22 protein-coding genes are annotated in these 26,052 nt (G+C 73.4%); 13 read left to right on the top strand and 9 right to left on the bottom strand.

Features of this window, described 5'->3' with window-relative positions; genetic code table 11:
- Position 1 precedes the first annotated feature (1 nt).
- The 4 genes from ACO06A_RS20250 to ACO06A_RS20265 all read right to left on the bottom strand — a co-directional run bounded on the left by ACO06A_RS20250 (position 2) and on the right by ACO06A_RS20265 (position 4,217).
- Positions 2–1,297, bottom strand: a complete 1,296-nt coding sequence (locus tag ACO06A_RS20250; protein ID WP_421736106.1) for a DUF6421 family protein — start codon at positions 1,295–1,297, stop codon at positions 2–4.
- Between the two features lie 624 nt (positions 1,298–1,921).
- Positions 1,922–2,605, bottom strand: coding sequence for a class I SAM-dependent methyltransferase (locus ACO06A_RS20255; protein ID WP_421733981.1), 684 nt, complete (start codon positions 2,603–2,605; stop codon positions 1,922–1,924).
- A complete protein-coding gene (locus ACO06A_RS20260; RefSeq protein ID WP_421733982.1) occupies positions 2,602–3,447 on the bottom strand; it encodes a ChbG/HpnK family deacetylase in 846 nt (281 codons plus the stop codon). Before ACO06A_RS20260 ends, ACO06A_RS20255 begins: the two co-directional genes overlap by 4 nt.
- Entirely contained in the window at positions 3,444–4,217 is a 774-nt protein-coding gene (locus tag ACO06A_RS20265) for a glycosyltransferase family 2 protein (RefSeq protein WP_421733983.1), read from the bottom strand. Before ACO06A_RS20265 ends, ACO06A_RS20260 begins: the two co-directional genes overlap by 4 nt.
- A gap of 138 nt (positions 4,218–4,355) precedes the next feature.
- On the opposite strand from ACO06A_RS20265, the gene ACO06A_RS20270 reads away from it, so the two are divergent.
- Complete coding sequence (locus ACO06A_RS20270; protein ID WP_421733984.1) at positions 4,356–5,219, top strand: hypothetical protein; 864 nt, start codon at positions 4,356–4,358, stop codon at positions 5,217–5,219.
- Here the strand turns inward: ACO06A_RS20270 and galE are convergent.
- On the bottom strand, positions 5,216–6,196 hold the full coding sequence (galE, locus tag ACO06A_RS20275; RefSeq protein ID WP_421733985.1) for a UDP-glucose 4-epimerase GalE: 981 nt from the start codon (positions 6,194–6,196) through the stop codon (positions 5,216–5,218). The two genes, ACO06A_RS20270 and galE, sit on opposite strands and share 4 nt — an antisense overlap.
- Positions 6,193–7,425, bottom strand: coding sequence for a hypothetical protein (locus tag ACO06A_RS20280; RefSeq protein WP_421733986.1), 1,233 nt, complete (start codon positions 7,423–7,425; stop codon positions 6,193–6,195). Before ACO06A_RS20280 ends, galE begins: the two co-directional genes overlap by 4 nt.
- 153 nt (positions 7,426–7,578) lie before the next feature.
- Between ACO06A_RS20280 and ACO06A_RS20285 the strand changes: the two genes are divergently transcribed.
- The gene (locus ACO06A_RS20285; RefSeq protein ID WP_421733987.1) at positions 7,579–8,667 is read left to right on the top strand and encodes a carboxylate-amine ligase; all 1,089 of its coding nucleotides are present in this window, start codon (positions 7,579–7,581) and stop codon (positions 8,665–8,667) included.
- Here the strand turns inward: ACO06A_RS20285 and ACO06A_RS20290 are convergent.
- Positions 8,664–9,890: an NAD(P)/FAD-dependent oxidoreductase gene (locus ACO06A_RS20290; protein ID WP_421733988.1), complete on the bottom strand. Its 1,227-nt coding sequence runs from the start codon at positions 9,888–9,890 to the stop codon at positions 8,664–8,666. The two genes, ACO06A_RS20285 and ACO06A_RS20290, sit on opposite strands and share 4 nt — an antisense overlap.
- Before the next feature lie 134 nt (positions 9,891–10,024).
- Here ACO06A_RS20290 and glgX point away from each other — a divergent pair, with 134 nt between their 5' ends.
- Genes glgX through treZ form a run of 3 tightly spaced genes read left to right on the top strand, consistent with a single transcriptional unit; the run spans position 10,025 to position 16,576 of the window.
- On the top strand, positions 10,025–12,277 hold the full coding sequence (gene glgX, locus ACO06A_RS20295) for a glycogen debranching protein GlgX (protein ID WP_421733989.1): 2,253 nt from the start codon (positions 10,025–10,027) through the stop codon (positions 12,275–12,277).
- Entirely contained in the window at positions 12,274–14,784 is a 2,511-nt protein-coding gene (treY, locus tag ACO06A_RS20300; protein ID WP_421733990.1) for a malto-oligosyltrehalose synthase, read from the top strand. The genes glgX and treY overlap by 4 nt, the downstream gene beginning before the upstream one ends.
- 4 nt (positions 14,785–14,788) lie before the next feature.
- A complete protein-coding gene (treZ, locus tag ACO06A_RS20305; protein ID WP_421733991.1) occupies positions 14,789–16,576 on the top strand; it encodes a malto-oligosyltrehalose trehalohydrolase in 1,788 nt (595 codons plus the stop codon).
- 12 nt (positions 16,577–16,588) lie between these two features.
- Here the strand turns inward: treZ and ACO06A_RS20310 are convergent, their stop codons facing one another.
- Both ACO06A_RS20310 and zapE read right to left on the bottom strand, forming a co-directional pair.
- The gene (locus ACO06A_RS20310) at positions 16,589–17,293 is read right to left on the bottom strand and encodes a hypothetical protein (protein WP_421733992.1); all 705 of its coding nucleotides are present in this window, start codon (positions 17,291–17,293) and stop codon (positions 16,589–16,591) included.
- 39 nt (positions 17,294–17,332) lie between these two features.
- Entirely contained in the window at positions 17,333–18,376 is a 1,044-nt protein-coding gene (zapE, locus tag ACO06A_RS20315; protein ID WP_421733993.1) for a cell division protein ZapE, read from the bottom strand.
- A gap of 360 nt (positions 18,377–18,736) precedes the next feature.
- On the opposite strand from zapE, the gene ACO06A_RS20320 reads away from it, so the two are divergent.
- The 8 genes from ACO06A_RS20320 to ACO06A_RS20355 are packed head-to-tail and all read left to right on the top strand — an operon-like array spanning position 18,737 to position 26,045.
- Positions 18,737–20,395, top strand: coding sequence for a nitrite/sulfite reductase (locus tag ACO06A_RS20320; protein WP_421733994.1), 1,659 nt, complete (start codon positions 18,737–18,739; stop codon positions 20,393–20,395).
- Complete coding sequence (locus ACO06A_RS20325; protein WP_175347827.1) at positions 20,392–20,550, top strand: hypothetical protein; 159 nt, start codon at positions 20,392–20,394, stop codon at positions 20,548–20,550. The genes ACO06A_RS20320 and ACO06A_RS20325 overlap by 4 nt, the downstream gene beginning before the upstream one ends.
- The gene (locus tag ACO06A_RS20330) at positions 20,547–21,236 is read left to right on the top strand and encodes a phosphoadenylyl-sulfate reductase (protein ID WP_421733995.1); all 690 of its coding nucleotides are present in this window, start codon (positions 20,547–20,549) and stop codon (positions 21,234–21,236) included. Before ACO06A_RS20325 ends, ACO06A_RS20330 begins: the two co-directional genes overlap by 4 nt.
- On the top strand, positions 21,233–22,135 hold the full coding sequence (gene cysD / locus ACO06A_RS20335) for a sulfate adenylyltransferase subunit CysD (RefSeq protein ID WP_421733997.1): 903 nt from the start codon (positions 21,233–21,235) through the stop codon (positions 22,133–22,135). Before ACO06A_RS20330 ends, cysD begins: the two co-directional genes overlap by 4 nt.
- Positions 22,135–23,565, top strand: a complete 1,431-nt coding sequence (locus ACO06A_RS20340) for a sulfate adenylyltransferase subunit 1 (protein ID WP_421733998.1) — start codon at positions 22,135–22,137, stop codon at positions 23,563–23,565. Before cysD ends, ACO06A_RS20340 begins: the two co-directional genes overlap by 1 nt.
- On the top strand, positions 23,562–24,758 hold the full coding sequence (gene cobA, locus ACO06A_RS20345; protein WP_421733999.1) for a uroporphyrinogen-III C-methyltransferase: 1,197 nt from the start codon (positions 23,562–23,564) through the stop codon (positions 24,756–24,758). Before ACO06A_RS20340 ends, cobA begins: the two co-directional genes overlap by 4 nt.
- Before the next feature lie 10 nt (positions 24,759–24,768).
- Positions 24,769–25,563 (top strand): dihydrofolate reductase family protein, encoded by a 795-nt coding sequence (locus tag ACO06A_RS20350; RefSeq protein WP_421734000.1) that lies wholly within the window; start codon positions 24,769–24,771, stop codon positions 25,561–25,563.
- A complete protein-coding gene (locus ACO06A_RS20355) occupies positions 25,560–26,045 on the top strand; it encodes a hypothetical protein (protein WP_421734001.1) in 486 nt (161 codons plus the stop codon). Before ACO06A_RS20350 ends, ACO06A_RS20355 begins: the two co-directional genes overlap by 4 nt.
- Positions 26,046–26,052: the final 7 nt, after the last annotated feature.

Raw genomic sequence — 26,052 nt, forward strand, 5'->3', positions numbered from 1 at the left:
CTCAGGCCGTGATCCCGCTGGTCGACGCCACGACGTCACCGATCTTGCGGGACAGCGCCTCGTAGAACATCGACAGGGGGAACTCGTCGTCGAGCACCGCGTCGGTGAACCCCTTGGGCGGACCGTCCAGCGGCAGGTCGCCCCGAGCCCATACCGAGGCCGGGTGCGGGGTCACGGTGCCGGACACCAGGGCGTACGCGGCGAGCCAGTGCGCGGTCTTCGGCCGGTCGATGGAGCGCCAGTACAGCTGCTCGATCTGCTCGGCCAGCGCGATGACGGCCTCGGGCACCTGCGGCCAGTCGATGGTCAGCCGGGAGTCGGTCCAGTGCAGCACGTGGCGCTGGTGCAGCCACGCGAACAGCAGCTGGCCGCCCAGCCCGTCGTAGTTGCGCACCCTCGAACCGGTCACCGGGAACCGGAACAGCCGGTCGAACAGGATCGCGTACTGCACGTACCGCGCGTGCGGGACACCCTCGCCCTCGAGCCGGACCGCCGCCCGGAAGGCGGTCAGGTCGCAGCGCAGCTCCTCCAGCGAGTAGAGGAAGTACGGCATCCGCTGCTTGATCATGAACGGGTCGAACGGCAGGTCGCCGCGCATGTGCGTGCGGTCGTGCACCAGGTCCCAGAGGATGAACGTCTCCTCGGCGAGCCGCTGGTCGTCCAGCAGCCGCGCTGCGTCGGGCGGGAGCGCGAGGCGCGTCGTCTCGGCCGCGGCACGGACCACGCGCCGGAACCGCGCGGCCTCGCGGTCGGCGAAGATCGCGCCCCAGGTGAACGTCGGTACCTCGCGGACGGCGACGGTCTCCGGGAACAGCACCGCCGAGTTGGTGTCGTATCCGGGCGTGAAGTCGAGGAACGTGACGGGGACGAAGAGCGCGTTGCTGAACTGCTCGGCCTCGAGCCGGGCGACCAGCTCCGGCCACCGCACCTGGAGCAGCACCGCCTCGATGCGCCGGTCGGTGCTGCCGTTCTGCGTGTACATGGGGAAGAGCACGAGGTGCGGCAGCCCGTCCACCCGCTGCTCCTGGGGGTGGAACGCGACCAGCGAGTCGAGGAAGTCCGGCACCCCGAAGCCCGCATCGGCCCAGCGGGTGAGGTCCTTGCCGACCGTGGTCAGGTAGTCCCCGTCGTGCGGCAGCTCCGCGGCGAGGTCGTGCAGCGCGATGCCGATGGCGTGCACCAGCTCCCGGGCGCGGGCGTGCAGGGCCGCGTCCGGGATCGAGCCGTCCTTGACCTGCGCGGCCTGGAGCTCGGAGACGTCCTGCTTGAGACGGGTCCACGCGGGGTGCGTCACCAGGTCGGACCGGCGTCCGGCTGCCTCCTCGGGGGCGGACGGGCGCGCGGCCCACACCGCCGCGTTGAGCAGGACCTCGGGCGACGGGTCGACGCCGAGCACGAGGAACGCGCCGGCAGCGTCGCGGCTCCCCGCCGCGACGACGGCGCCCAGCGCCTGGCTCCCGGTCGCCGACCGCAGCACGGGCCGGGCGGACCCGGCGAGCTCGAGGGTCGCGCTCACCGGCAGCTCGACGTCGCTGGTCCAGGCCAGCAGGTCGTCCGCAGTGAGGTCGGCCGGCACGAGCCCGGTCGGCTCCGCGGCCGCCGCGACGCGCACGACGACGCCGCGGGCCGCCAGCAGCTCGGTGACCGCCGGCGTCTCAGCACCGCCGACCAGGACGACGAGGCCGGCGTCGCCGGACGCGCCCACCGTCGCGGTCCCCGGCAGCACCAGCACCACGTCCGGACCGTCGTCGGCGCCGACGAACGTCAGCCCGTGGCTCTCGAGGTGGGTGCGGTGCGGGGCCGGGAGGTCACCGGTCGCGTGGACGGTCGGGAACAGCCTCATGCGTCATCTCACCATTCGGACGGCAGCGTTACTGCACGGTACGTTCCGCGCGCCACGCGGTCAACGACCTGCCGCCTGTCACTCCCCCTCGACCGGCCGCTGCGCGACCACCAAGTGGTGCGGGTGCACCCTGCGGGCGTCCAGTCGTCGCAGCTCCACGTCGAGCCCGAGCCCGGTCAGCCACCCGGCCATGGTCCGCGGGTCCACGAAGTCGAACGACGAACCCTCCGTGATCCGCAGCAGCTTGACCGACACCGTCTCCTGGAGCGTGTTCCAGCGGACCTTCCACGCCGGCTGCGTCCCCATCTCCTTCACCACCAGGCGGCCGCCGGGGGCGAGCGCCTGCACGGCCTCGGTCAGCAGTGCCCGCTGCTGCTCCGCACCGAGCAGGTAGAGGACGTCGACGAACACGACCGCGTCCCACGGGCCTGCCGGCACCGCGCCGTCGGGTGCCCGTGCGAACGCGAGCCGCGGGACACCGCGCGCCGCGGCCGTGGCGACGGCGATCTTGTCGGCGTCGATGTCCACGCCGAGCACGTCCCGACCCGGGGCCGAGAGCGCCGCGTACGCGCTGAACAGACCGTGCCCGCACCCGATCTCGAGCACACGTCCCGCGGCCGGCAGCGCCTCGGCGACCGGCGGGAACGGGGCGCTGAACCAGCGGACGCGCACATGCAGGCGGTCTCCGGCGGAGGCGGACCGGTACAGGGCGAGCGCGCGGCGGCCGGCGGCGTCCGGGCGACGGCGGGTGCGGGTGGTCACGCGGCACCGTACCGGTCGAGGTCCGCGAAGCCGCCCAGCGTGAACCCCGCGGACGCGATCGCCGCCCGCACCTGGGGATCGACGAGCATCGCGAGCTCGTCGGCCCACCGGTAGCCCCAGGTGAAACGGCGCAGGTCGGGGTCGCCCGCGACGGCCGGGTGACAGTTGACCTCGAGCGTCGGGGCACCCCGCCGGGCCGCCTCGGCGAGGGTCCGGTTGAACCGCGCGGTGTCCAGGCGTCCGGCCTCGTCGAGCCCCGCGTAGTCGGCGGTCGTCGCGCGTCCGGCGGCACGCAGGGTCGAGCGGGACCGTCGGGCGAGGACGCGGACGCCGAGGCCCACCGGACCGTGGGCGTGGCTGCCGGGCGCGCGGACGGCCGGCACACCGGACGCGGTCGCCAGCTCGGCGACCACGGCGCCGACGGTCGGCCACAGGTGGGTGTGCTGGTGCGTGTCGACGTGGGTGACCGGCACGCCGGCGCCCAGCACGCGCTCCAGCTGGGCGCCGAGCTCGCGCCGGACGTCGTCCGGGTCGATCCGACCCGCGAGCCCGCGCAGGACCACCGTGCGGTAGCTCAGCGGGAACGCGCCGCGCCCGTCGACCAGCGTCGGCACCTCGCGCGCCGACAGCAACGGCGGGTCCTCTCCCACCAGCGCGAGGTGCGCACCGAGCTCGAGGTCGGGCAGCTGACGCACCATCGCTACGGCGTCGTCGAAGGCCTGCCCGACCGCGAGCAGCGACGTCGCGGTCACCACCCCGTCCTCGTGCGCGCGCCGGACCGCGGCGTTGACACCCCGGGTCAGCCCGAGATCGTCCGCCGTCACGATCAGCAGCCGGGTCACGACGAGGTCGGACCCTTGACCGGGACGACGCTCTTCAGCTCGCGGCGCAGCCGCACCATCTCCAGCACCATCGCCCGGATGACGCCGAACGACGAGAGCGTGGAGACCCCGCGCGTCCGCGGGAAGTAGTCGACACCGATCTGGAGCACCTGGAACCCCGCGCGCTGGGCCCGGATCACCAGCTCGGCGTCGATGAACGAGCTCTCGCTCTTGAGGACGACGTGGTCGAGGACCTGTCGGCGGCAGAGCTTGAAGGCGAAGTTGATGTCCCGCACGCGCGTCCCGAACGCGAGCTGCACCAGCCCGTTGTAGAAGAACGAGTACACCGCCCGCCGCGGACCCTCGCCGGTGCGGTCCAGCCGGTAGGCGCTGACCATGTCGACCTCGTACGTCTCGAGCACCCGCAGCGCGCGGACCAGCTCGGTCATCTCGAACGGCAGGTCGGCGTCGGTGTAGAGGACCACGTCACCGGTCGCGGCCGCGAAACCACTCTTCAGCGAGCCCCCGAGCTTCCGGTTCCGGGTGTGGTGCACGACGCGCACGTGGTCGTCGGCGGCGGCCATCGCGTCCGCGATCTCCGGCGTGGCGTCGGTGGACGCGTCGTCGACGACAATGAGCTCGTAGTCGAGGATCTGGCCGGACTCCACGAGCTCGAGGCAGATGCCACGCGCCGCGCCCACCGCGCGCCGGATGTACTGCTCCTCGTTCCACATGGGGAAGAAGATCGAGAGCTTCGTGAACGGCTGTCGTCCCGAGGATGCTGCGGGCACGGGGTCGGCACCGGCCTTTCGTCGAAGGAGATGACGGCGCGGGGCACGGTCTGAAGCCTCGGCGTCCGCGTGGAGCATAGGGTTTCCGAGGCGAGCCCGGAGCGAGTTCCGCACCCGGCAGGACGACGAAGGGCGATCGTGGGAGCTGCACTGCTGTGCGTGGCCGGTGCCGCGCTGTGCTCGGGGACGGCGATCGTGCTCCAGGCCGTGGCGGTCCGGCGCCTGCCGCCGGAGGCCCGGCTCGACGCCGCGCTGGTCGGCGGGCTGGCGAGGAACCCGGTGTACCTGCTGGCGCTTGTGCTGGTCGCCACGGGGTTCGCGTTGTCGTTCGTCGCCCTGCGGACCCTCCCCCTGTTCGCCGTCCAGGCCGGTCGGGCGTCCAGCCTGGCCGTCGCCGCCCTCCTCGCGGTGACGGTGCTCGGAGCACGGCTGCGCTGGACCGACTGGCTCGGGCTGGCGGGCGTCGGCACCGGCCTCGTGCTCCTCGCGTCGACGGTGGAGTCGCGGCCGGCGTCGGAGCTGAGCCACGCAGCGACCTGGGTGGTCGTCGGGGGCACCGCGGCCCTGTGCGTCGCGGCGGTGCTGACCGCCCTCGGGCCACCGTCGACGCGCCGGGGTCTGGTGCTCGCCGTGCTCGCGGGAGGCGCGTTCGCCGTGCTCGCACTCGGCGCGCGGACCGCCCCGAGCTGGCACCCGGTCGACCTGCTCACCGCTCCCCTGGTCTGGTGCGCCGCCGTCAGCGGCGGGCTCGGCCTCGCGTCGTCGGCGATCGCGCTGCGACGCGCGCCGGTCGTCGCCGTGACCGCACTCATGGTGGGGGTGGAGACGGTCGTCGGGGCACTCCTCGGCATCGTCCTCGCGGGCGACCGGCCGTCCCCCGGATCGACTGCGGCCGCCGCGTGCGGGTTCCTGCTGGTCCTCGTCGGCGCGGTGGTCGTCGCCCGGTTCGGGACGCCGGAGACCGTCGCCGCGGCGACACCAGCGCGCTCTGCGGCGTCCTAGCGGATCGCCCGCGGGCCTGCCTGCCACGACTGCCAGGCGCTCAGCAGGATGTCGGACAGGTCGCTGCGCGCCACCCACCCCAGCTCGTCCCGGGCCCGGTCGACCGCGGCGACGACGCGCGCCGGGTCGCCCGCCCGCGGACCGAGCACGGTGGGCGTGGTGTCCAGCCCGGACACCGCGCCGAGGCGCTCGAGCACCTCGAGGACGGACGCTCCCGTGCCCATCCCGATGTTGACGGCGTCCGGCACGGGTCCCGCCTGGTCGAGCCGGTCGAGCGCCACGACGTGCGCCTCGGCGAGGTCGGAGACGTGCACGAAGTCCCGCACGCAGCTGCCGTCAGGGGTCGGGTACCCCGTGCCGAACACCTCCGGACGCTGGCCCCGTGCGAGCCGGTCGAGTGAGCAGGTCACCAGGTTGGCCACCACGTCGTCGCCGAGCTCCGGAGCGCCCGCGCCGGCCACGTTGAAGTACCGCAGCGACACCGCGCGCAGGCCCCACGCCCGGGCCGCGGAGCGGACCAGCCACTCCCCGGCCAGCTTGGTGCGTCCGTAGGGGTTCACGGGCGCGAGCGCGTCGTCCTCGTGCACCAGGTCGTTCGCGGGGCAGCCGTAGACGGCCGCCGACGACGAGAAGACGATGCTGGCGACCCCGGCGCGCTCCATCGCGGCGATGACGTGCGCCACGCCGCCGACATTCTGCTCGAGGTACCAGAGGGGCCGCTGCACCGACTCGTGGACCCGCTTGCGGGCGGCGAGGTGCACCACCGACGTGACGCCGTGCGTGCGCATCGCCGCGGCGAGGTGGGGCACGCAGCCGGGGTCCGCGAGGTCGAGACGCAGCAGCGGGACGCCGTCGAGCCGCGTCGCCCGACCCGTGCTCAGGTCGTCGACCACGAGCACGTCCCGCCCGGCCGCAGCCAGGACACGCAGGACGTGGCCGCCGATGTAGCCGGCTCCGCCGGTCACCAGGACGGTCATGAGACCTCGAACGAGATGCCGAACATCACGGTCAGGACCAGCAGGAGCGCGCCGCTCAGGGCGAGGAGCCCGACCCGGAGCACCGGCGACCTCAGCCCGGCGAGGACGTGCCCGGCCGCGGCGACCACGGGGAACGCGGCCAGCGCGTACCGACCGGTGCCCATGAAGTCGTCCGTCCCCACGATCGGGATGAGCAGCACCACGACCGCGTAGGCCAGGTAGCCCCACCCGAAGAGCCGCCAGACACGGGGCAGGAGCAGCACGGCGACGACGCAGGCGAGCGCCTGGACCGTCAGGAGCGCGGCCGTGCGGTAGTGGCCGTCCTGGATCAGCTCGACGTATCCGAGCTTGAACCAGGTGTGCGGACCGACGCCCTGGTCCCACCCGGGCGCGGACTCGACGTGCACGAACGCCAGCGGGTCGCCGAACGCGAGCCAGAGGTACCCCGACCACGCCGCCAGCCCCAGACCGGACAGGAGCACCCCGAGCTGCCGCGGCCGGACGTCCCGGACGGCACCGACCAGCTCCCGCCAGCCCACGCGGCCCGGGCCGGGGTCGACCGATCCCACCAGCCCGCCCGCTGCCCGCCGGTCCTCGGCCAGGATCTCGAGGGTGCGGACCACCAGGCCCACGACAACCGCCGTCCCGACCGGCCGGCCGGCGGTCGCGAGGGCGCCGACCACGCCCGCGGCGACGAACCAGCGCCGGTCGAGCAGCAGGAAGGCGCCGATCGTGCAGAGCATGAACAGCGAGTCGGCGTAGACCGCGCCGTACAGGAACATCGCGTACGGGTAGACCAGCAGCACCGCGACGGCGAGCGTGGCCGCCCTGCGCGGCAGCCGGTCCCAGGCCCACCGCCCGAACACCAGGGCGGTCGCCAGCCCGGCCAGCGCACCGAGGAGGGTGCCCGCCACCTGCGCGTCGCCCAGGACGGTGCCGAGCGCGCGCACCGACATCGGGTAGACGGGGAAGAACGCGATGCTCGACTGCTGCCCGGGGACGTAGTCGTACCCCTGGGTCGCGATCTTGAGGTACCAGCCGGCGTCGTAGTGGAACCAGCCGTCGAGCCAGGCCGGGCCGGTGAGCGTGGGGTGCACGTCGGGCGACCGGCGGTACGGGTTCGCGAGCGCCACGACCGTGGTGAGCACGGCCGCCACGACGAGGAACGCCGCGGTGACGGTCTTCCAGGGGTACGGGGCGACCTCCGGGACGGTCGTCGACGACCGCACACCACCTTGGTGTCGGCTCCCCGCACCCACGTCGGCCTCCATGCCCCCCGTGCACTGCCGTGCGCAGTGCCCGGGCCGCAGCATAGGGCTCGCGAGGCGGCCGCCGTGCGCGTTTGGCGCGCGCAGGGATGGCCGCCACCTCACACTGTTCCGATGCGGACGCTGGGTGTCGAGGAGGAGTTCCTGCTGGTCACGCCCGAGGGGCGGCCCCAGCCGGTGGCGACGACCGTGCTCCGGCACGCGTCGGCCGTCGAGCAGTCGTCGCCGGACGAGCCGGGCGGCGACCTCGAGAAGGAGTTCAAGCAGGAGCAGATCGAGACCTCGACACCGCCGCGCGCCGACCTCACCGAGCTCGCGGCGGAGATCCGCGCCGGACGCGCGCGCACGGACGCGCTCGCCCGACGCGCCGGAGCACGGATCGCCGCGCTGGCGGCCGCGCCGCAGGTCGTCGAGTCGACCGTGCTGCCCGACCGGCGGGCGTACGCGATCCGCGCGGAGTTCGGCCGGACGGCACAGGACCAGCTCACGTGCGGGTGCCACGTGCACGTCTCGATCGACGACCCCGACGAGGGCGTGCGCATCCTCGACCACCTGCGACCCTGGAACGCGGTGCTGCTCGCGCTGTCCGGCAACAGCCCGTCCTGGCAGGGCAGCGCCACGGGGTACGCGTCCTACCGGTCGCAGGTCTGGGGCCGCTGGCCGACCGCGGGGCCGACCGCACCGTTCGGGGACGCCGCGGGATACCGCGCCGTCGTCGACGAGCTGCTGCGCACCGGCGCGATACTCGACGAGGGGATGGTCTACTTCGACGCCCGCCTCTCGTCGCGGTACCCGACGGTGGAGGTGCGGGTCGCGGACGTGTGCCTCGACGCCGACGACGCCGCGCTCCAGGCCGCCCTGGTGCGCGGGCTCGCGGAGGCTGCGATGGGTGAGCCGATGCCTCAGCCGCGCACCGAGCTGCTGCGTGCCGCGACCTGGCGGGCAGCACGGTCCGGGCTCACGGGCGACCTGGTCAGCCCGCTCACCGGGACCCCGCTGCCGGCAGCGGAGGTCGTCGGGCAGCTCGTCGAGCACGTGCGCCCCGCGTTGTCCGCCACGGGCGACCTGGAGTGGGTGGAGCGGCACGTGGCCACGGTGCTGCGCCGCGGGAACGGCGCGATCCAGCAGCTCGGCTGGCGGGCGCAGGGCGCAGACGACGACGAGGTGGTCCGCCGTGCCGTGGACCGGACGCTGGCCGGCTAGAGCAGGTCCCCCAGCGGCACGTCCGGGTCGGCCAGACGGTCGCGGTCGATGACGGCACGGGACCGGATCAGGGCCTGCACGTCGTCGACGACGTCCCACACGTTCACGTTCATCCCGGCCACCACCTGACCACGACGCCGCCAGAACGCCACGAGCTCGCGGTTCGCCAGGTCGCCGCGGACGACCACCTCGTCGTACCCGTGCGCACCCACGTACCCGACGTACTCCATGCCCAGGTCGAACTGGTCGGTGAAGAAGTACGGCAGCCGGTCGTACGGCTCGTCGGCGCCGACGATCGTCGCCGCTGCCGTCGCAGGCTGGTGGAGCGCGTTCGCCCAGTGCTCGACGCGCACGTGGGTGCCCAGGAACGGGTGCAGGGCGCGGGCGATGTCCCCGACCGCAAGCACGGCCGGGTCCGACGAGCGCAGGTGGGCGTCGACGACCACGCCGCTCTCCACGCGCAGCCCGGCGGACCTCGCCAGGTCCACCCGCGGCGCCGCGCCGATGCCGACGACGACCAGGTCCGCGTCGATCACCGTGCCGTCGGCCAGCACGACCGCACCGACGTGGGTGCCGTCGCCGGCAGCGACGATCTCGGAGACGTCGGTGCGCGTGCGCAGGTCGACCCCGTTCGCGCGGTGGAGCTCGGCGAACATCGTCGCCAGCTCAGGACCCAGGACGCGCGCGAGCGGGAGCGGGTCGCGGACCAGCACGGTGACTGCGCACCCGGCCGCGCGCGCCGCGGCGGCGACCTCGAGCCCTATCCACCCCCCGCCGACCACCACGACGCGGGGACCTGCACCCAGCAGGGCGCGCAACCGGTCGCTGTCGTCGATCGTCCGCAGGTGCACGACCCCGTCGAGCCCCGCCCCGGTCACGTCCAGGCGCCGCGGCGCCGAGCCGGTCGCCAGGACGAGGTGGTCCCAGGCCGTGCGGGTACCCGAGCCGTCGATCACGTCGCGGGCGGCGAGGTCGATCGAGGCGACCGTCGTGCCCAGCCGCAGCTCGACGTCGTGCGTCGCATACCAGTCGGGCGGGTGCACGAACGCGCCCTCGCGCTCCTCGCTGCCCTGGAGGTAGCCCTTCGACAGCGGGGGCCGCTCGTACGGTCGCTCCGTCTCGGCGCCGAGCAGGACCACACGGCCGTCGAACCCGCGCTCCCGCAGACCCTCGACCGTCTTCGCGCCTGCCAGTCCCGCACCCACGACAACGACCTGACTCATCGCCCTCTCCGCTCTCGTCGGACCAGCGCACCAGGTCGCCGCCCGGAGCGCAACGCCTGGCGGTGTGGCGAACTCCACCTCGGATCGACACCGCCCCCCGCGACGGATGGGCGGCTGACTGGCACCCTGGGCCCATGCTGATGTGGCCGGGACGCCCCTACCCCCTCGGGGCCACCTATGACGGGACCGGGACGAACTTCGCCCTGTTCTCGGAGGTGGCCGATCGAGTCGAGCTCTGCCTGATCTCGGAGGACGGCACCGAGACGCGGACGGACCTCACCGAGGTCGACGCGTTCGTGTGGCACGGGTACCTGCCGGCAATCACCCCCGGGCAGCGCTACGGCTACCGCGTGCACGGCCCGTACGACCCGGCGCAGGGCCAGCGCTGCAACCCGAACAAGCTGCTGCTCGACCCGTACGCCAAGGCGATCGACGGGCAGATCGACGGTGACCCGTCGCTGTACTCGTACCGGTTCGACGCCCCCGCCGAGCGCAACGACGACGACTCCGCGGCGCACACCATGACCTCCGTCGTGATCAACCCGTACTTCGACTGGGGCCACGACCGTCCGCCGCAGCACCAGTACCACGAGTCCGTCATCTACGAGGCGCACGTACGTGGTCTGACGATGCAGCACCCCGCCGTGCCCGAGGAGCTGCGCGGCACGTACGCCGGGCTCGCCCACCCGGCGGTCATCGAGCACCTCACGTCGCTCGGCGTGACGGCGGTCGAGCTCATGCCGGTGCACCAGTTCGTCAACGACCCGTCGCTCGTCGAGAAGGGCCTCTCGAACTACTGGGGCTACAACACCATCGGGTTCTTCGCCCCGCACAACGGCTACGCCGCGTTCCAGCACGCCGGCCAGCAGGTGCAGGAGTTCAAGGCGATGGTCAAGGAGCTGCACGCCGCCGACATCGAGGTCATCCTCGACGTCGTCTACAACCACACCGCCGAGGGCAACCACCAGGGCCCCACGCTGAGCTTCCGTGGCCTCGACAACGCCAACTACTACCGGCTCGTCGACGAGGACGAGGCGCACTACTTCGACACCACGGGCACCGGCAACTCGCTGCTGATGCGCTCCCCGCACGTGCTCCAGCTGATCATGGACTCGCTGCGCTACTGGGTCCTCGAGATGCACGTCGACGGCTTCCGGTTCGACCTGGCCGCCACGCTCGCCCGGCAGTTCCATGAGGTGGACCGGCTGTCGGCGTTCTTCGACCTGGTGCACCAGGACCCGGTGGTCTCGCAGGTCAAGCTCATCGCCGAGCCGTGGGACGTCGGCGACGGCGGCTACCAGGTGGGCGGGTTCCCGCCCCTGTGGTCGGAGTGGAACGGCAAGTACCGCGACACGGTCCGCGACTTCTGGCGCGGCGAGCCGTCGACGCTCGGCGAGTTCGCGAGCCGGTTGTCGGGCTCGTCCGACCTCTACGAGCACACGGGTCGGCGCCCGATCGCCAGCGTCAACTTCTTCACGGCCCACGACGGCTTCACGCTCAACGACCTCGTGTCCTACAACGAGAAGCACAACGAGGCCAACGGCGAGGGCAACAACGACGGCGAGAGCCACAACCGCTCGTGGAACTGCGGCGTCGAGGGGCCCACGGACGACGCCGGCATCACCACGCTGCGGGCGCGCCAGCGGCGCAACTTCCTCACCACCCTGCTGCTCTCGCAAGGGGTGCCGATGATCGCGCACGGTGACGAGCTGGGGCGCACCCAGCTGGGCAACAACAACGTGTACTGCCAGGACGGCCCGATCTCCTGGGTCGACTGGAACCTCGACCAGGACAAGACCGACCTCCTGGAGTTCACGCGTCGGCTCGTGCGGCTGCGCCAGGACCACCCGGTGTTCCGCCGCCGACGCTTCTTCGCCGGCAAGCCCGACCTCTCCGACGAGTCCGACCTCCTCGACCTGTCCTGGCTCGCACCGGACGGGCACCACATGCCCGACGAGGCCTGGGCAGCCGACCACGCCCGCGCCGTGATGGTGTTCCTCAACGGCGACGCCATCGCCGAGCCGGACCAGCGCGGCCAGGAGATCGTCGACGACAGCTTCCTCGTCCTGTTCAACGGGCAGCCCGACTCCGCCACGTTCACCCTCCCGAGCAGCCGGTACGGGGACACGTGGACCGCGGTCGTGGACACGGACTCGCAGATCGAGGCGGGGAGCACGGTCGACGCCGGCACCACCCTCGAGCTCCGCGAGAAGTCGATCATCGTGTTCACCCGGCCGTCGATCGCCCCGTCGCCCACGTCGTCGGGCATCGGCGCGGTCGCGACGGCGGCGAGCGAGGCGGCCAAGCAGACCAAGGGCCGCGGGCACGGCGAGCCGGCCGACGACAAGCCGAAGCGCCGGACCACGCGGCCACGCCCCAGCGCATGAGCGAACCGCGCCCGACGCCCACCCGCCGCCTGCCGACGGCGGGCAGGCCCGTCCCGGTCTCGACGTACCGGGTGCAGCTCGGCACCGACCTCACACTCGACGACGTCGCGGCGCGGGTGCCGTACCTGGCCACCCTCGGCGTGACACACGTGTACCTGTCCCCGATCCTGCGTGCGGCGCCGGGCTCGACGCACGGGTACGACGTGATCGACCACGACGAGATCGCGCCCGAGCTCGGAGGCCTGCCCGCGCTGCGTCGGCTCGCCGCGGCCGCGCACGACGCCGGGCTCGGCCTGGTGCTCGACATCGTGCCGAACCACATGGCGGTCCCGACGCCGGTCTGGCACAACCGGGCCCTGTGGTCGGTGCTCGCGGAGGGACCGGACTCCCCCTACGCCGACTGGTTCGACGTGGACTGGTCCGCGGGCGACGGCGCGGTGCTCATGCCCGTGCTCGGCGACCGCATCGGGGCCGTCCTCGGCCGCGACGAGCTGGCGCTGGACGAGGTCGAGATCCCCGGCGAGGGGAGTCGGACCGTCCTGCGCTACTACGACCACGTCTTCCCGGTCCGGCCCGGAACGGAGTCGCTGTCGCTGGCGGAGCTCGTCGAGCGCCAGCACTACCGGCTGGCCTACTGGCGGGTCGCGGACGAGGAGCTGAACTACCGACGGTTCTTCGACGTCGGCACCCTGCTGGCGGTCCGCGTCGAGGACCCGGCGGTGTTCGACGCGACGCATGCGCTGGTCCTGGCGCTGCTCGAGGACGGCACGATCGACGGCCTCCGGATCGACCACCCGGACGGTCTGGCCGACCCCGCCGGCTACCTGGCGCGGCTGCGCGAGGCGAGCGGCGGCGCGTGGGTGGTCGTCGAGAAGATCCTCGAGGGCGACGAGACGCTCCCGTCCGACTGGGAGACCGCGGGCAGCACGGGCTACGAGGCGCTCTGGCGCATCCAGGAGACATTCGTCGACCCGGGCGGAGCAGCGGTGCTCGGCGCGGTCATGCACCGGCTCACCGGGGACACGTCCGACGCGTTCCCGGCCATCGCGGAGGCAGCCAAACGCGAGATCGTCGACGGGCCCCTCTACGCGGAGGTGAACCGGCTGACCTCGCTGGCCGCCGGCATCTGCCGCGACGACCTGCGCCTGCGCGACCACACCTGGCGCGCCCTCGAGGACTGCCTGATCGAGCTCCTGGTCGCGTTCGACCGCTACCGCGCCTACGTCGTCCCCGGCGAGCCGGTGCACCCGGAGTCGCTGGAGGTCATGCACGCGGCCGCCGCGCACGCGCGCGCCCGGCTCTCCTCGGAGCGCGGCGCGACCATGGACGTCGTCGTCGACCTGCTGCTGGGACGCGAGGTCGGCAGCGCAGGACGCACCCGCAGCGCCCGGCGCGACGAGCTGGTCGTGCGCTTCCAGCAGACCTGCGGCGCCGTCATGGCCAAGGGCGTCGAGGACACCGCGTTCTACCGCTGGACCCACCTCACGGGACTGTGCGAGGTCGGCGGCGCCCCCGAGCAGTTCGCGCTCACGCCCACGGACCTGTCGGCGTGGGCCGCCGAGCAGCAGGTGTCCGCCCCCCTCGGCATGACCACCCTGTCCACCCACGACACCAAGCGCGGCGAGGACACCCGGTCGCGCCTGGGGGTGCTCAGCGAGCTTCCCCGCGAGTGGTCCGCGCTGGTCGACGCCCTGCAGGCCGCGTCCGCGCCCTACCGCAGCGCCCTGCTCGACGGCCGCACCGAGTACCTGCTCTGGCAGACGCTGGCCGGCACGTGGACCGACGAGGGGCCGATCGCCGAGGACCGGCTGGTCGAGTACCTGACCAAGGCGATCCGCGAGGCCAAGAGCCGGACCACGTGGACGGCGCCCGACGAGCCGTACGAGCGCGCGGTGCTGGACGCGGCGCGGCAGGCGCTGGTCGACCCGGCGGTCGCCGAGCTGCTCGGCGGCTGGGAGCTGCGGAGCCGACCGGCCGTCCGTGCGGCGACGCTCGGCACCAAGCTTGTCCAGCTGACGCTGCCGGGCATCGCCGACGTCTACCAGGGCACCGAGGTGCCCCGCCCCGTGCTGGTGGACCCGGACAACCGCCGGTTCGTCGACATCGACCCCCTCGCCGCCCGCCTCGCGCGGCTCGACGACGGTGCCGGTCCGCGCGACCTGGCCGACGAGAAGCTGCTGGTCACCTCGCGCGCGCTGCGCCTGCGCCGGTCGCTGCCCGAAGCGTTCGTCGGCCCGGACAGCGGGTTCCTTCCGCTGGCGCACTCGTCCGGGCACTCGCTCACCTACGCCCGGACGGTGGCCGGAGATCCGCGGGTCGCGGTCGTCGGCACCCGGCTCGCGGCGGCCGTGGACCGCCTCGGCGGCTGGTCGGACCACACGGTCGCACTGCCCGACGGCGACTGGCACGACGTGCTCACCGACCGCGCCGTCGCCGGTGGTGTGGTCAGCGTCGGGCCGCTGCTCGACCGGCTGCCCGTGGCCCTGCTGGTGCGGGCGGAGGGCTGATCACGTGCTCCCCCGTGTCTGGGCGCCCTCCGCGGCGCGCGTCGACCTCGTCGTGGGCTCGTCGCGCACCCCGCTGTCCGTCGAGGACGGCTGGTGGTCCGACGACCGCGACCTGCCGCCCGGCACGGACTACGCGTACTCGGTCGACGGCGGCGAGCCGCGGCCGGACCCGCGCAGCGCCTGGCAGCCGGCCGGGGTGCACGGCCCCAGCCGCGTGTTCGACGCGTCCGCCTTCCCGTGGACCGACGACGGCTGGGCCGGCGTCGACCCGCGCGGCCACGTCACCTACGAGCTGCACGTCGGGACGTTCACGCCCGGTGGCACACTGACCTCCGCGATCGACCACCTGGACGACCTGGTCTCGCTCGGCGTCGACCTGGTGGAGCTCATGCCGGTGGCCCCGTTCAACGGCGAGCACGGGTGGGGCTACGACGGTGTCGGCCTCTTCGCGGTGCACGAACCCTACGGCGGCCCGGTGGCCCTCCAGGCGTTCGTCGACGCCGCGCACGCACGGGGCCTGGGGGTGTGCCTGGACGTCGTGCACAACCACATGGGCCCCAGCGGGAACTACCTCGCGGAGTTCGGCCCCTACTTCACCGAGGCCCACCAGACGCCGTGGGGCTCGGCCATCAACCTGGACGGCGAGGACGCCGACGAGGTCCGGCGGTGGATCTGCGACAGCGTCCTGCGCTGGTTCGGCGACTTCCACGCGGACGCCCTGCGCCTCGATGCCGTCCACGCTCTGGTCGACTTCTCGGACCGGCACCTGCTCGCGCAGCTCTCCGACGAGGTCGCGGCGCTCGCCGACCGCCTCGGACGGCCGTTGTCGTTGATCGCCGAGTCCGACCTGAACGACCCGGTCTCGATCACGCCGACGGATGAGGGCGGCTGGGGCATGACCGCCCAGTGGGACGACGACGTGCACCACGCCCTCCACGCCCTGGTCACCGGCGAGCGCCACGGGTACTACGGCGACTTCGGCTCCCCCGAGGTGCTGCAGAAGGTCCTGACCCGCGCGTTCCTGCACGACGGAACGTTCTCGACCTTCCGCGGCCTCGACTGGGGCCGGCCGGTCCCACCCGGCACCGACGGCCACCGTTTCGTCGTCGCCGCGTCCACGCACGACCAGGTGGGCAACCGCGCCCTGGGCGACCGCCCGTCGGCCCGCCTCGACCCGGGCCGCCTCGCGGTCGAGGCCGCGCTCGTCCTGCTGTCCCCGTTCAGCCCGATGCTCTTCATGGGCGAGGAGTGGGGCACGCGCACGCCGTGGCAGTTCTTCACCGACCACCCCGAGCCCGACCTGGGCGCCGCCGTCCGCGACGGCCGCCGGCGCGAGTTCGGCGGCCACGGCTGGGACGTCCTGTACGGCGGCGACATCGAGGTGCCGGACCCACAGGCGCCGCTCCCCTTCCAGGACAGCATCCTGACGCGCGGCGAGCTCGACGACCCGGCGCACCCGGAGCACGCCCGCATCCTCGACTGGTACCGGGGGCTCATCGCCCTCCGGCGATCGGTCCCCGACCTGGCGAGCGGCGACCTGTCGGCCACCGACCTCGTGTGGGGCGGGGCGACCGAGGGTGGGCCGCACGACGTCCCGTGGGACGGCTGGATGGTGCTGCACCGCGGCGCTGCCCGCGTGGTGATCAACCTGTCCGGCGAGGAGGTCGCCGTCCCGGTGCACACCGACGGTCCGCTGGACGTGGTGGCCGCGTGGGACCCGGCCTCCGTGGAGCCGACCCCCGGCGGCGCGCTGGTGCTGACGGCGCCACGCTCGGTCGTCGTCCTGGCGTGACCGCGGCGCCAGTCAGCCCAGGTCATGCTCCCCGCCCGCGAGAGCTGGGGAGGCATGCACCACCCCGCGCTCACGCGTCACGGACCGACCGCTGAACGCGGCGGCCCCCAGCAGGCACGAGCCCGCCGTCGCGGTGAGCAGACCGGAGACCGCCTCCCACCACGGCTGCGCGTCGAAAGGTCCGATCGCGTAGGAGAAGGAGGCCACGAGCGGCGTGGCGAGGATCAGCGTGACCGCCGCACCCAGCGGCCAGCCGCGGCTGGCGACCGCGAACCGCACGAGCAGGACCGGCGGGACCAGGGCCCACACGAACAGGGTCACGTCGGCACCGACCGGCTCGACCACGCTGCCGGTGAGGCCGGAACGCACGATCGCGATGCCCACCGCCCCGGTTGCCAGCACGGCACAGAGCAGCGCCACGGCGGAGGCGATGCCTGGCCGGCGACCGAGGAGCGCCCACGGCAGCGGCACGGAGGCGAGCGCGAGCACCAGCAGCGACCACCCGGCCAGCTGCGCGGCTGCGCCGACGGGCTCCCACGGGAGGGTGGGTGCCAGGAAGTCGTAGAGATGGTCCTGCCGGAGGGCGCACAGTGTGTCGTCGACGCCGCCGACCCACGGGCAGGCACCGCCCCAGCGCTGCCCCGACGCGGCGTACATCAGGGCACCGGACACTCCGAGCAGCACTCCCGTGACTACTCTCAGGACCCGCAGCACCATGCCCCAGTGTGGGACCCGCCGCCGCCGCTCGAGAAGCACTCAGCCGACGAGCGCGGCTCCGTCGGCGGCGAGCGAGCCCAGGCGGGACAGCGCCCGGTAGTACTTCTTGCGGTAGCCGCCGGCGAGCATGTCGGGCGAGAACAGGTCCTTCTCCCCCGCCCCTCCCAGCAGCACGGGCACGTCCCGGTCGTAGAACCGGTCCACGAGCACGACCAGCCGCAGCGCGACGTCCTGCGTCGGCACGGCGTGCACGCCCGTGAGCGCCACGAGCCCGACGCCGTCCAGCAGCGCGCCGTACCGGCTCGGGTGCACGGTGGCCAGGTGCGCGAGCAGGTCGCCGAAGTCGTCCAGGGTCGCGTCGTCCCGACCGGACGTAGCGGCCCGCACCGCGTCGTCGGACAGGCCTTCGGCGTCGGTGACGACCGAGCGGTGCCGGTAGTCCTCCCCGTCGATGCGCAGCACCTCGAACCGGGCCGCGAGCGCCTGGATCTCCCGCAGGAAGTCCTCGGCGGCGAACCTGCCCTCACCCAGCGAGCCGGGCAGCGTGTTCGACGTGGCGGCGAGAGCGACCCCCCGGTCGGCGAGCTCGCGCAGCAGGCGCGACATGAGGACCGTGTCGCCGGGGTCGTCCAGCTCGAACTCGTCGATGCAGACCAGACGGCGGGTGGCCAGCGCCTCGACGGTCGGCAGGAACCCGAGGGCGCCGACGAGGTTGGTGTACTCGACGAACGTGCCGTAGGCGGCGTCCTGGATCCCCACGGCGTGCGCGAGGGACGCGAGCAGGTGGGTCTTGCCGACGCCGAACCCGCCGTCGAGGTAGACGGCGACGGGCGTCGACCGGCCGCGCTTCAACCACGAGCGCGACGGTCCGCGCCGGATCTCGTCGGCGGCTGCGGTCAGCCGCGTCACGGCCGCGCGCTGCGACGGGTGCGCGGGGTCCGGGCGGTAGGTGGCAAAGGACTCGTCGGCGAAGTGGCGCGGCGGGACGAGCTCGGCCAGGAGCCGGTCGGGCGGCACCACCGGTCGGCGCTGCGTGAGGCTGGAGGCCCCGGTCGAAGCCGCCACGGGGTCCGGAGAGGTCACGATCGAGGAGCCTACGTCGCGCGCGCGAGCGTGCCGAATCGCTACCGGATCGGTCTACTTACCGCGTCATGGACGCGCGTCCCACATGTCGGCCCGAACATCTCATGATCCGGACGCCCTCTCCCGCGTTCCCAGATCGCGTGACAACCTCATCAGGTGATCGCCCCCGGGTTCCGCCTCTCGTGTCTGTACGTGTGCGCCTGCACGCGCACCGACGCCGCGGACCTGTGCGTGTGCTGCTGTCCGCGGAGCAACTGACCCCGCCCCTCGTCCCCCTCGGGCGCGCGGTCTGCGTCCGAGTACCGCTTCCCCAGCGGTGGGTGCAGGCGCACGTCCACGTTCTCCCGGAGAAACCGCCCTATGGCGCAGACCAGGATCGCTCCGCCCGCCGCTCGCCCGGAGGGCCAGTGGGCGTTCGACCAGCGCGAACCCTTGAACGGGAACGAGCAGTTCAAGCAGGACGACGACGGCCTCAACGTCCGCCACCGCATCGAGACGGTCTACGCGCGAGACGGCTTCGCGTCGATCGCACCCGAGGACCTGCGCGGACGGATGCGCTGGTGGGGGCTCTACACCCAGCGCAAGCCCGGCATCGACGGCGGGAAGACCGCCACGCTGGAGCCGCACGAGCTGGACGACGAGTTCTTCATGCTCCGCGTCCGCTGCGACGGCGGCGCCCTGAGCCTCGAGCAGCTGCGCGTGATCTCGGAGGTGTCGGTCGAGTTCGGCCGCGGCACCGCGGACATCACCGACCGGCAGAACATCCAGCTGCACTGGATCCGCGTCGAGGACGTCCCGGAGATCTGGCGCCGGCTCGAGGCCACCGGCCTGAGCACGCAGGAGGCCTGCGGCGACACGCCCCGCGTCATCCTCGGCTCCCCCGTCGCGGGCGTCGCGGCCGACGAGATCATCGACGGCACCCCGGCGATCCGGGAGATCGCCGAGCGCTACATCGGCGACCCGGCGTTCTCCAACCTGCCGCGCAAGTTCAAGACCGCGATCAGCGGGAGCCCGCACCACGACGTCGCGCACGAGATCAACGACGTCGCGTTCGTCGGCGTGGTGCACCCCGAGCTCGGTCCCGGGTTCGACGTGTGGGTGGGCGGCGCGCTGTCGACCAACCCGAAGCTCGGCGTGCGGCTCGGCGCGTTCGTCACGCTCGAGCAGATCCCCGAGGTCTGGACCGGCGTCGTGGGGATCTTCCGCGACTACGGCTACCGCCGGCTGCGCACCCGTGCGCGTCTGAAGTTCCTCGTCGCCGACTGGGGCGCCGAGCTGTTCCGCCAGGTGCTGGAGGCCGAGTACCTGGGCTGGACCCTGACGGACGGCCCTGCGCCTCCCCCGCCGCCCACGGGCCGCCGCGACCACGTCGGCGTGCACCCGCAGAAGGACGGCAACTTCTACGTCGGCGTCGCGCCCACCGTCGGTCGGATCTCGGGCGAGCTGCTCGGGCAGGTCGCCGACCTGGTCGAGGCCGCGGGCTCCGCACGGGTCCGGCTGACCGTGGAGCAGAAGCTGGTCATCCTCGACGTCGCGCCCGACAGGGTGGACGCGCTGGTGGACGGGCTGGAGGCGGTCGGGCTGCACGTCCGTACCGCGAGCACGTTCCGGCGCGGGACCATGGCGTGCACCGGGATCGAGTTCTGCAAGCTGGCCATCGTCGAGACCAAGGCGCGCGCGACGCACCTGATCGGCGAGCTGGAGAACCGGCTGCCCACCTTCGACCAGCCGATCACCATCAACCTCAACGGCTGCCCCAACTCGTGCGCCCGCATCCAGACCGCCGACATCGGCCTCAAGGGCGCGCTGGCGAATGGCGAGGACGGCTACCAGGTACACCTCGGCGGAGGGCTCGGCCTGACCGTCGGGCTCGGCAAGACGCTGCGTGGGCTGCGCGTCCCGGCCGAGGAGCTCCCCGACTACATCGAGCGCGTCACGCGCAAGTTCGACGAGCAGCGCCTCGAGGGCGAGCTGTTCGCGCAGTGGACCCAGCGGGCGGACGAGGAGGACCTGCGATGAGCACCAGCGGTTCCGAGCGCGCGGTCCCCTACTACTGCCCGTTCTGCGCCAGCGAGGACCTGTGGCCGGCTGGCGAGAAGCACGGCGAGTGGGAGTGCCGCTCCTGCACCCGCGCGTTCGGGCTGCGGTTCGTCGGGCTGGTGACGCGCTCATGATCACCGCCGACCTCCAGCAGCTCGCCGAGCAGGCGGGCCGCGACCTCGAGGGCGCGCACCCCTCGGACATCCTGCGCTGGGCCGCGCAGACGTTCGGCACCGACCTGGTGCTGGCGTCCTCCATGGGCGACGAGGTGCTCGTGCACCTGGCCGCGGAGGCCGTGCCGGGCATCGACGTGATCTTCCTGGACACCGGCTACCACTTCGCCGAGACCCTGGGGACGCGCGACTACTACGCCGACTTCACGAACATCGCGCTCCGCACGATCCTGCCGCTGCGCACGGTCGCGGAGCAGGACGCGGAGCACGGCGAGAAGCTGCACGACCGCGACCCGAACCTGTGCTGCGCCCTGCGCAAGGTGGAGCCGCTGGAGCGCGGCCTGGAGCCGTACACGGCCTGGATCACCGGCATGCGCCGCGAGGACGCCCCGACGCGCACCGACATCACGGTCGTCGGCTGGGACACCAAGCGCGGCAAGGTCAAGCTCAACCCCCTGGCCGCGTGGACGCAGGACGACGTGGACGCCTACGTCGAGGAGCACCACGTGGTGCTCAACCCCCTGCGCCAGGCCGGGTACGCCTCGATCGGCTGCGCCCCGTGCACGCGTGCCGTCGCCCTCGGTGAGGACCCGCGCGCCGGTCGCTGGTCGGGTACCTCCAAGATCGAATGCGGGTTGCACACATGAGCACGGTGACGCTGACGCAGCTGGACGCCCTCGAGTCCGAGGGCATCCACGTCATGCGCGAGGTGGCCGGCGAGTTCGAGCGCCCGGTGCTGCTGTTCAGCGGCGGCAAGGACTCGATCGTCATGCTGCACCTGGCCCGCAAGGCCTTCTGGCCGGCACCCGTGCCGTTCGCGCTCATGCACGTGGACACCGGGCACAACTTTCCCGAGGTCATCGAGTACCGCGACCGCGTGGTGGCCGAGCACGGGCTGCGGCTCGTGGTGGCCAGCGTGCAGGACGCCATCGACGACGGACGCGTGACCGAGCGCGCCGACGGGTCGCGCAACGCGCTCCAGACCGTCCCGCTGCTCGACGGGATCACCGCGCACAGGTTCGACGCGGTGTTCGGCGGCGGCCGTCGCGACGAGGAGAAGGCGCGCGCCAAGGAGCGGGTGTTCTCGCTGCGCGACGAGTTCGGCCAGTGGGACCCCCGCCGCCAGCGACCCGAGCTGTGGGACCTGTACAACGGGCGGCACAAGCCGGGCGAGCACGTGCGCGTCTTCCCGCTGTCCAACTGGACCGAGCTGGACGTGTGGCGCTACATCGAGCGCGAGCAGATCGAGCTGCCGGCCATCTACTACTCGCACCAGCGCGAGGTCTTCCTGCGCGACGGCATGTGGCTGGCGCCCGGCGGGTGGGGCGGCCCGCGCGCCGGCGAGACGCTCCAGGTCCGCACGATCCGGTACCGCACGGTCGGGGACATGAGCTGCACGGGCGCGGTGGAGTCGACGGCGTCGACCATCCCCGAGGTCATCACCGAGGTGGGCGCCAGTCGTCTCACCGAGCGGGGAGCCACACGTGCCGACGACCGCGCGTCGGAGGCCGCGATGGAAGACCGCAAGCGCGAGGGCTACTTCTGATGGGCACGGCGTCAGCAACGATCGAGGAGACCGCCACGGTGACCGAGCACGCGACGCGGGACCTCCTGCGCCTGGCCACGGCCGGATCCGTCGACGACGGCAAGAGCACGCTGATCGGCCGGCTGCTGTACGACACCAAGTCGGTGCTGGCGGACCAGCTGAGCGCGGTCGAGGCGGCGACGCTGGCCCGCGGCGGCGGCGACGTGGATCTGGCCCTGCTCACTGACGGCCTGCGGGCCGAGCGCGAGCAGGGCATCACGATCGACGTGGCGTACCGGTACTTCTCCACCGCCACCCGCGCCTTCGTGCTCGCCGACACCCCCGGGCACGTGCAGTACACGCGGAACATGGTCACCGGCGCGTCCACCGCGGAGCTGGCGATCGTGCTGGTCGACGCGCGCAAGGGCGTCCTGGAGCAGACCCGCCGGCACGCGACGATCACGGCCCTGCTGCGGGTGCCGCACGTGGTGCTCGCCGTGAACAAGATGGACCTGGTCGACTTCGACGAGGCCACCTTCCGCGCGATCGCCGACGAGTTTACCGCCTACGCGGCGGGCCTGGGCGTCCCGGACGTCACGGCCGTCCCGCTGTCGGCGCTGGCGGGCGACAACGTGGTGGACCGCTCCACGCGGACGCCCTGGTACGACGGACCGACGCTGCTCGAGCACCTCGAGTCGGTCGAGGTGGGTCGGGATGCCCTCTCCGAGCCGTTCCGGTTCCCCGTGCAGGTGGTCATCCGGCCGCGCACCGCGGAGCACCCCGACTACCGCGGGTACGCGGGCCGGGTGGCGTCCGGGGTGGTGTCCGTCGGCGACGAGGTGACGGTCCTTCCCTCGGGCAAGCGGAGCACGGTCGTCGGCATCGACACGTTCGACGGTCCGCTCAGCGAGGCGCACGCACCACAGTCGGTCACGCTCCGGCTGGCGGACGACGTGGACGTGGCCCGCGGGGACGTCCTCGTGCCGACCGCCGAGACCGTCGCGCTGGGGTCCGACCTCGAGGGCACCGTCTGCTGGCTGGCCGAGAAGCGGAGCGTCCTGGGCGCGCGCCTCCTGGTGCGCGTCGGCACCCGGACCGTCCGGGCGCTGCTGCGCGAGGTCAACGCCCGGCTCGACGTGGACAGCCTCACGGTCGAGGCCTGGGACGGCGTGGACACCCTGAACGCGGTCGACGCCACCGACACGTCCTCGGACATCCCGCCGCGGGCGCTCACGCTCAACGCCATCGGCCGGGTCAAGCTCCGGCTGGCCGAGCCGATCGTCCTGGACGAGTACGCGACGCACCGGCGGACCGGCGGGTTCCTGCTGGTCGACCCGGCCGACGGCACCACGCTGGCCGCGGGCATGATCGGCGCGACGCTGCTCGACCGGCTGACGGCGACCACAGCGGCGCAGGACGACGACGACTGGTTCGCCGGGTCCGGGATATGAGCACGCCCCAGCACCCCCTGCTGCTCGACCTGGCCGGACGACGCGTGGTCGTCGTCGGCGGCGGACCGGTGGCGGCCCGCCGCGCCGGCCGGCTGGTCGAGGACGGCGCGGACGTGCTGGTCGTCGCACCCGCACTCTGCGAGGACCTCGCGGAGCTCGCCTCGGCCGGACGCGTGGCCTGGCGGGCGCGGGAGTACCTGACCACCGACCTGGACGGCGCCTGGCTGGTCCACACCGCGACGGGTGAGCGCACGGTCGACGATGCCGTCGCGGCGGACGCCGAGGCGTCCCGGCTGTGGTGCGTGCGGGCGGACGACGCGAGCGCGTCCAGCGCCTGGACCCCGGCGGTCGCGCGCTCCGGGGACGTCACCGTCGCGGTCGGCGCCGGCGGTGACCCGCGCCGGGCGGTCGCTCTCCGCAACGCCATCGCCCTGCTGCTCGACGTCGGCGACCTCCCCCTGCGCCACCACCGCCCGACGACCGGGCGCGTCACCCTGGTCGGCGGAGGCCCCGGCGATCCCGGGCTCATCACCACCCGGGGACGCCGCGCGCTGGCCGAGGCGGACGTCGTCGTCGTCGACCGGCTGGCCCCGCGGGCGCTGCTCGCCGACCTGGACCCGGCCGTGGAGATCATCGAGGCCGGCAAGTCCCCGCACGCGCACACCCTGACGCAGACCGAGATCAACGCGGTCCTGGTCGAGCGCGCGCAGGCGGGCCACCGCGTCGTGCGGCTCAAGGGCGGCGACTCGTTCGTGCTCGGGCGCGGCGGCGAGGAGGTGCTCGCGTGCCTCTCCGCGGGAGTCCCCGTCGAGGTCGTCCCGGGCGTGACCAGCGCGCTCGCCGTACCGGCGGCCGCGGGCATCCCGGTCACGCACCGCGGGATGGCCCGCCAGGTCACCATCCTGTCCGCGCACGACACGGCACCCGACTGGGCCACCCTGACGCGCCTGGACGGCACTCTCGTCCTGCTCATGGGGGTCGCGCAGCTGCCGTCGCACACGCGCGCGCTCCTGGGGCACGGCAAGGACCCCGGCACCCCCGTCGCGATCATCGAGAACGGCACCCTGCCCGCGCAGCGCACGACGGTCGGGACGCTGGCCGACATCGCGGAGCGCGCCCGGGAGCGCGGCGTCGGCAACCCCGCCGTCGTGGTCGTCGGGGACGTCGCGGCGCTGGCGGACGTCCTGGCCTAGGTTGGCGAGCGTGTCCGACCTTCCCGCGCTCGACGTGCTCCTGCCGCACGACGCCCCCGTACGCCACCTCGCCCCTCGGGACGACGAGGCCGAGCTCGTGGCCCTGTTCGCGGACCCCCCGACCACCGGCGTGCACGTGCGCGCCAACATGGTGAGCACCGTCGACGGCGCCGCGACCGGGGCGAGCCACGTGAGCGGCTCGATCAACGGCCCGGCGGACCTCCGCGTCTTCCGGGTGCTGCGCGCCCTGGCGGACGTCGTCCTGGTGGGCGCCGGCACCGCCCGTGCGGAGCGCTACCCGCCGCTGGACGTCCCCGCGGAGCTGCGGGCCGCCCGTTCCGCCCTCGGCCGGCCGGACGATCTCGAGCTCGCGATCGTCACGGCCAGCGGAGAGCTCCCCGAGTCGCTGCTCGATACGGACCGGCCGCCGCTCGTGCTCACCACGGCCTCGGCCCCGGCGCTGGACGGTCTGCGCGCGCGGATCGGCGCCGATCGCGTGATCGTCGCGGACGGTGGCGTGCCCGGCTCCGTCGACCCGCACGCGGTCGTGACCGCCCTGGGCGAGCGCGGACTGCGGAACGTGCTCGCCGAGGGCGGCCCGACGCTCCTGGCCCAGCTGGTCGACGCGGACCTGGTCGACGAGCTCTGCCTCACGTGGAGCCCGCAGCTGGTCGGCGGGCCCGCAGGACGGGTGACCCACCTGCCCACCTGGTTCGAGCCGGCGCGCGCGCTCACCCTCCGGCACCTGCTGCACGCGGACGGCGTGCTGCTGGGTCGCTGGCAGGTGGCTAGGCTCGGCGCGTGACCGACACGATCATCGTCCTCACGGAGGACACCCTGGCCAGCGCCGACGTCGAGAAGCTCCTCGCCCTGCACGAGGGCGAGACGTACGCGTACCGCGTGCTCGTCCCGGCGGACACCGACCGGCCCCTCGTCTCCACCATCATCGACAACCTCAGTCTCGGTGAGCTCAAGGAGGCGTGGAACCGCGCGATCGGCAAGGAGCCGACCCACCACGAGGCGCGGGCAACCGCGGACGAGCAGCTGGCGGGCAGCATCGCGGCGTTCGTCGCCGCCGGCCGCGAAGCCACGGGCTCGGTCGTCGAGGACGACCCGCTGCCCGCCCTGAGGACCGCGGTGGCCGACGGTGACGTCGTCGAGGTGGCCGTCGTGACCTACCCGCACGCGGTCGAGGACACGTTCCACCGCGACTGGGCGTCCCGGGCGCGCGAGGAGCTCCAGGTCCCCGTGCTCCACCTGTACTCGGGCACCAGCGAGCTGGGCTGAGCCCAGG

It is taken from the genome of Cellulomonas sp., from assembly GCF_965229465.1.
Taxonomy (GTDB): Bacteria; Actinomycetota; Actinomycetes; order Actinomycetales; family Cellulomonadaceae; genus Cellulomonas.

Excerpts from the sequence above, each read along its gene's own strand:
- galE (WP_421733985.1), bottom strand. The coding sequence starts at position 6,196 with ATGACCGTCCTGGTGACCGGCGGAGCCGGCTACATCGGCGGCCACGTC.
- ACO06A_RS20285 (WP_421733987.1), top strand. The coding sequence starts at position 7,579 with ATGCGGACGCTGGGTGTCGAGGAGGAGTTCCTGCTGGTCACGCCCGAG.
- ACO06A_RS20290 (WP_421733988.1), bottom strand. The coding sequence starts at position 9,890 with ATGAGTCAGGTCGTTGTCGTGGGTGCGGGACTGGCAGGCGCGAAGACG.
- glgX (WP_421733989.1), top strand. The coding sequence starts at position 10,025 with ATGCTGATGTGGCCGGGACGCCCCTACCCCCTCGGGGCCACCTATGAC.
- treY (WP_421733990.1), top strand. The coding sequence starts at position 12,274 with ATGAGCGAACCGCGCCCGACGCCCACCCGCCGCCTGCCGACGGCGGGC.
- ACO06A_RS20310 (WP_421733992.1), bottom strand. The coding sequence starts at position 17,293 with ATGGTGCTGCGGGTCCTGAGAGTAGTCACGGGAGTGCTGCTCGGAGTG.
- ACO06A_RS20320 (WP_421733994.1), top strand. The coding sequence starts at position 18,737 with ATGGCGCAGACCAGGATCGCTCCGCCCGCCGCTCGCCCGGAGGGCCAG.
- ACO06A_RS20325 (WP_175347827.1), top strand. The coding sequence starts at position 20,392 with ATGAGCACCAGCGGTTCCGAGCGCGCGGTCCCCTACTACTGCCCGTTC.
- ACO06A_RS20330 (WP_421733995.1), top strand. The coding sequence starts at position 20,547 with ATGATCACCGCCGACCTCCAGCAGCTCGCCGAGCAGGCGGGCCGCGAC.
- cysD (WP_421733997.1), top strand. The coding sequence starts at position 21,233 with ATGAGCACGGTGACGCTGACGCAGCTGGACGCCCTCGAGTCCGAGGGC.
- ACO06A_RS20340 (WP_421733998.1), top strand. The coding sequence starts at position 22,135 with ATGGGCACGGCGTCAGCAACGATCGAGGAGACCGCCACGGTGACCGAG.
- cobA (WP_421733999.1), top strand. The coding sequence starts at position 23,562 with ATGAGCACGCCCCAGCACCCCCTGCTGCTCGACCTGGCCGGACGACGC.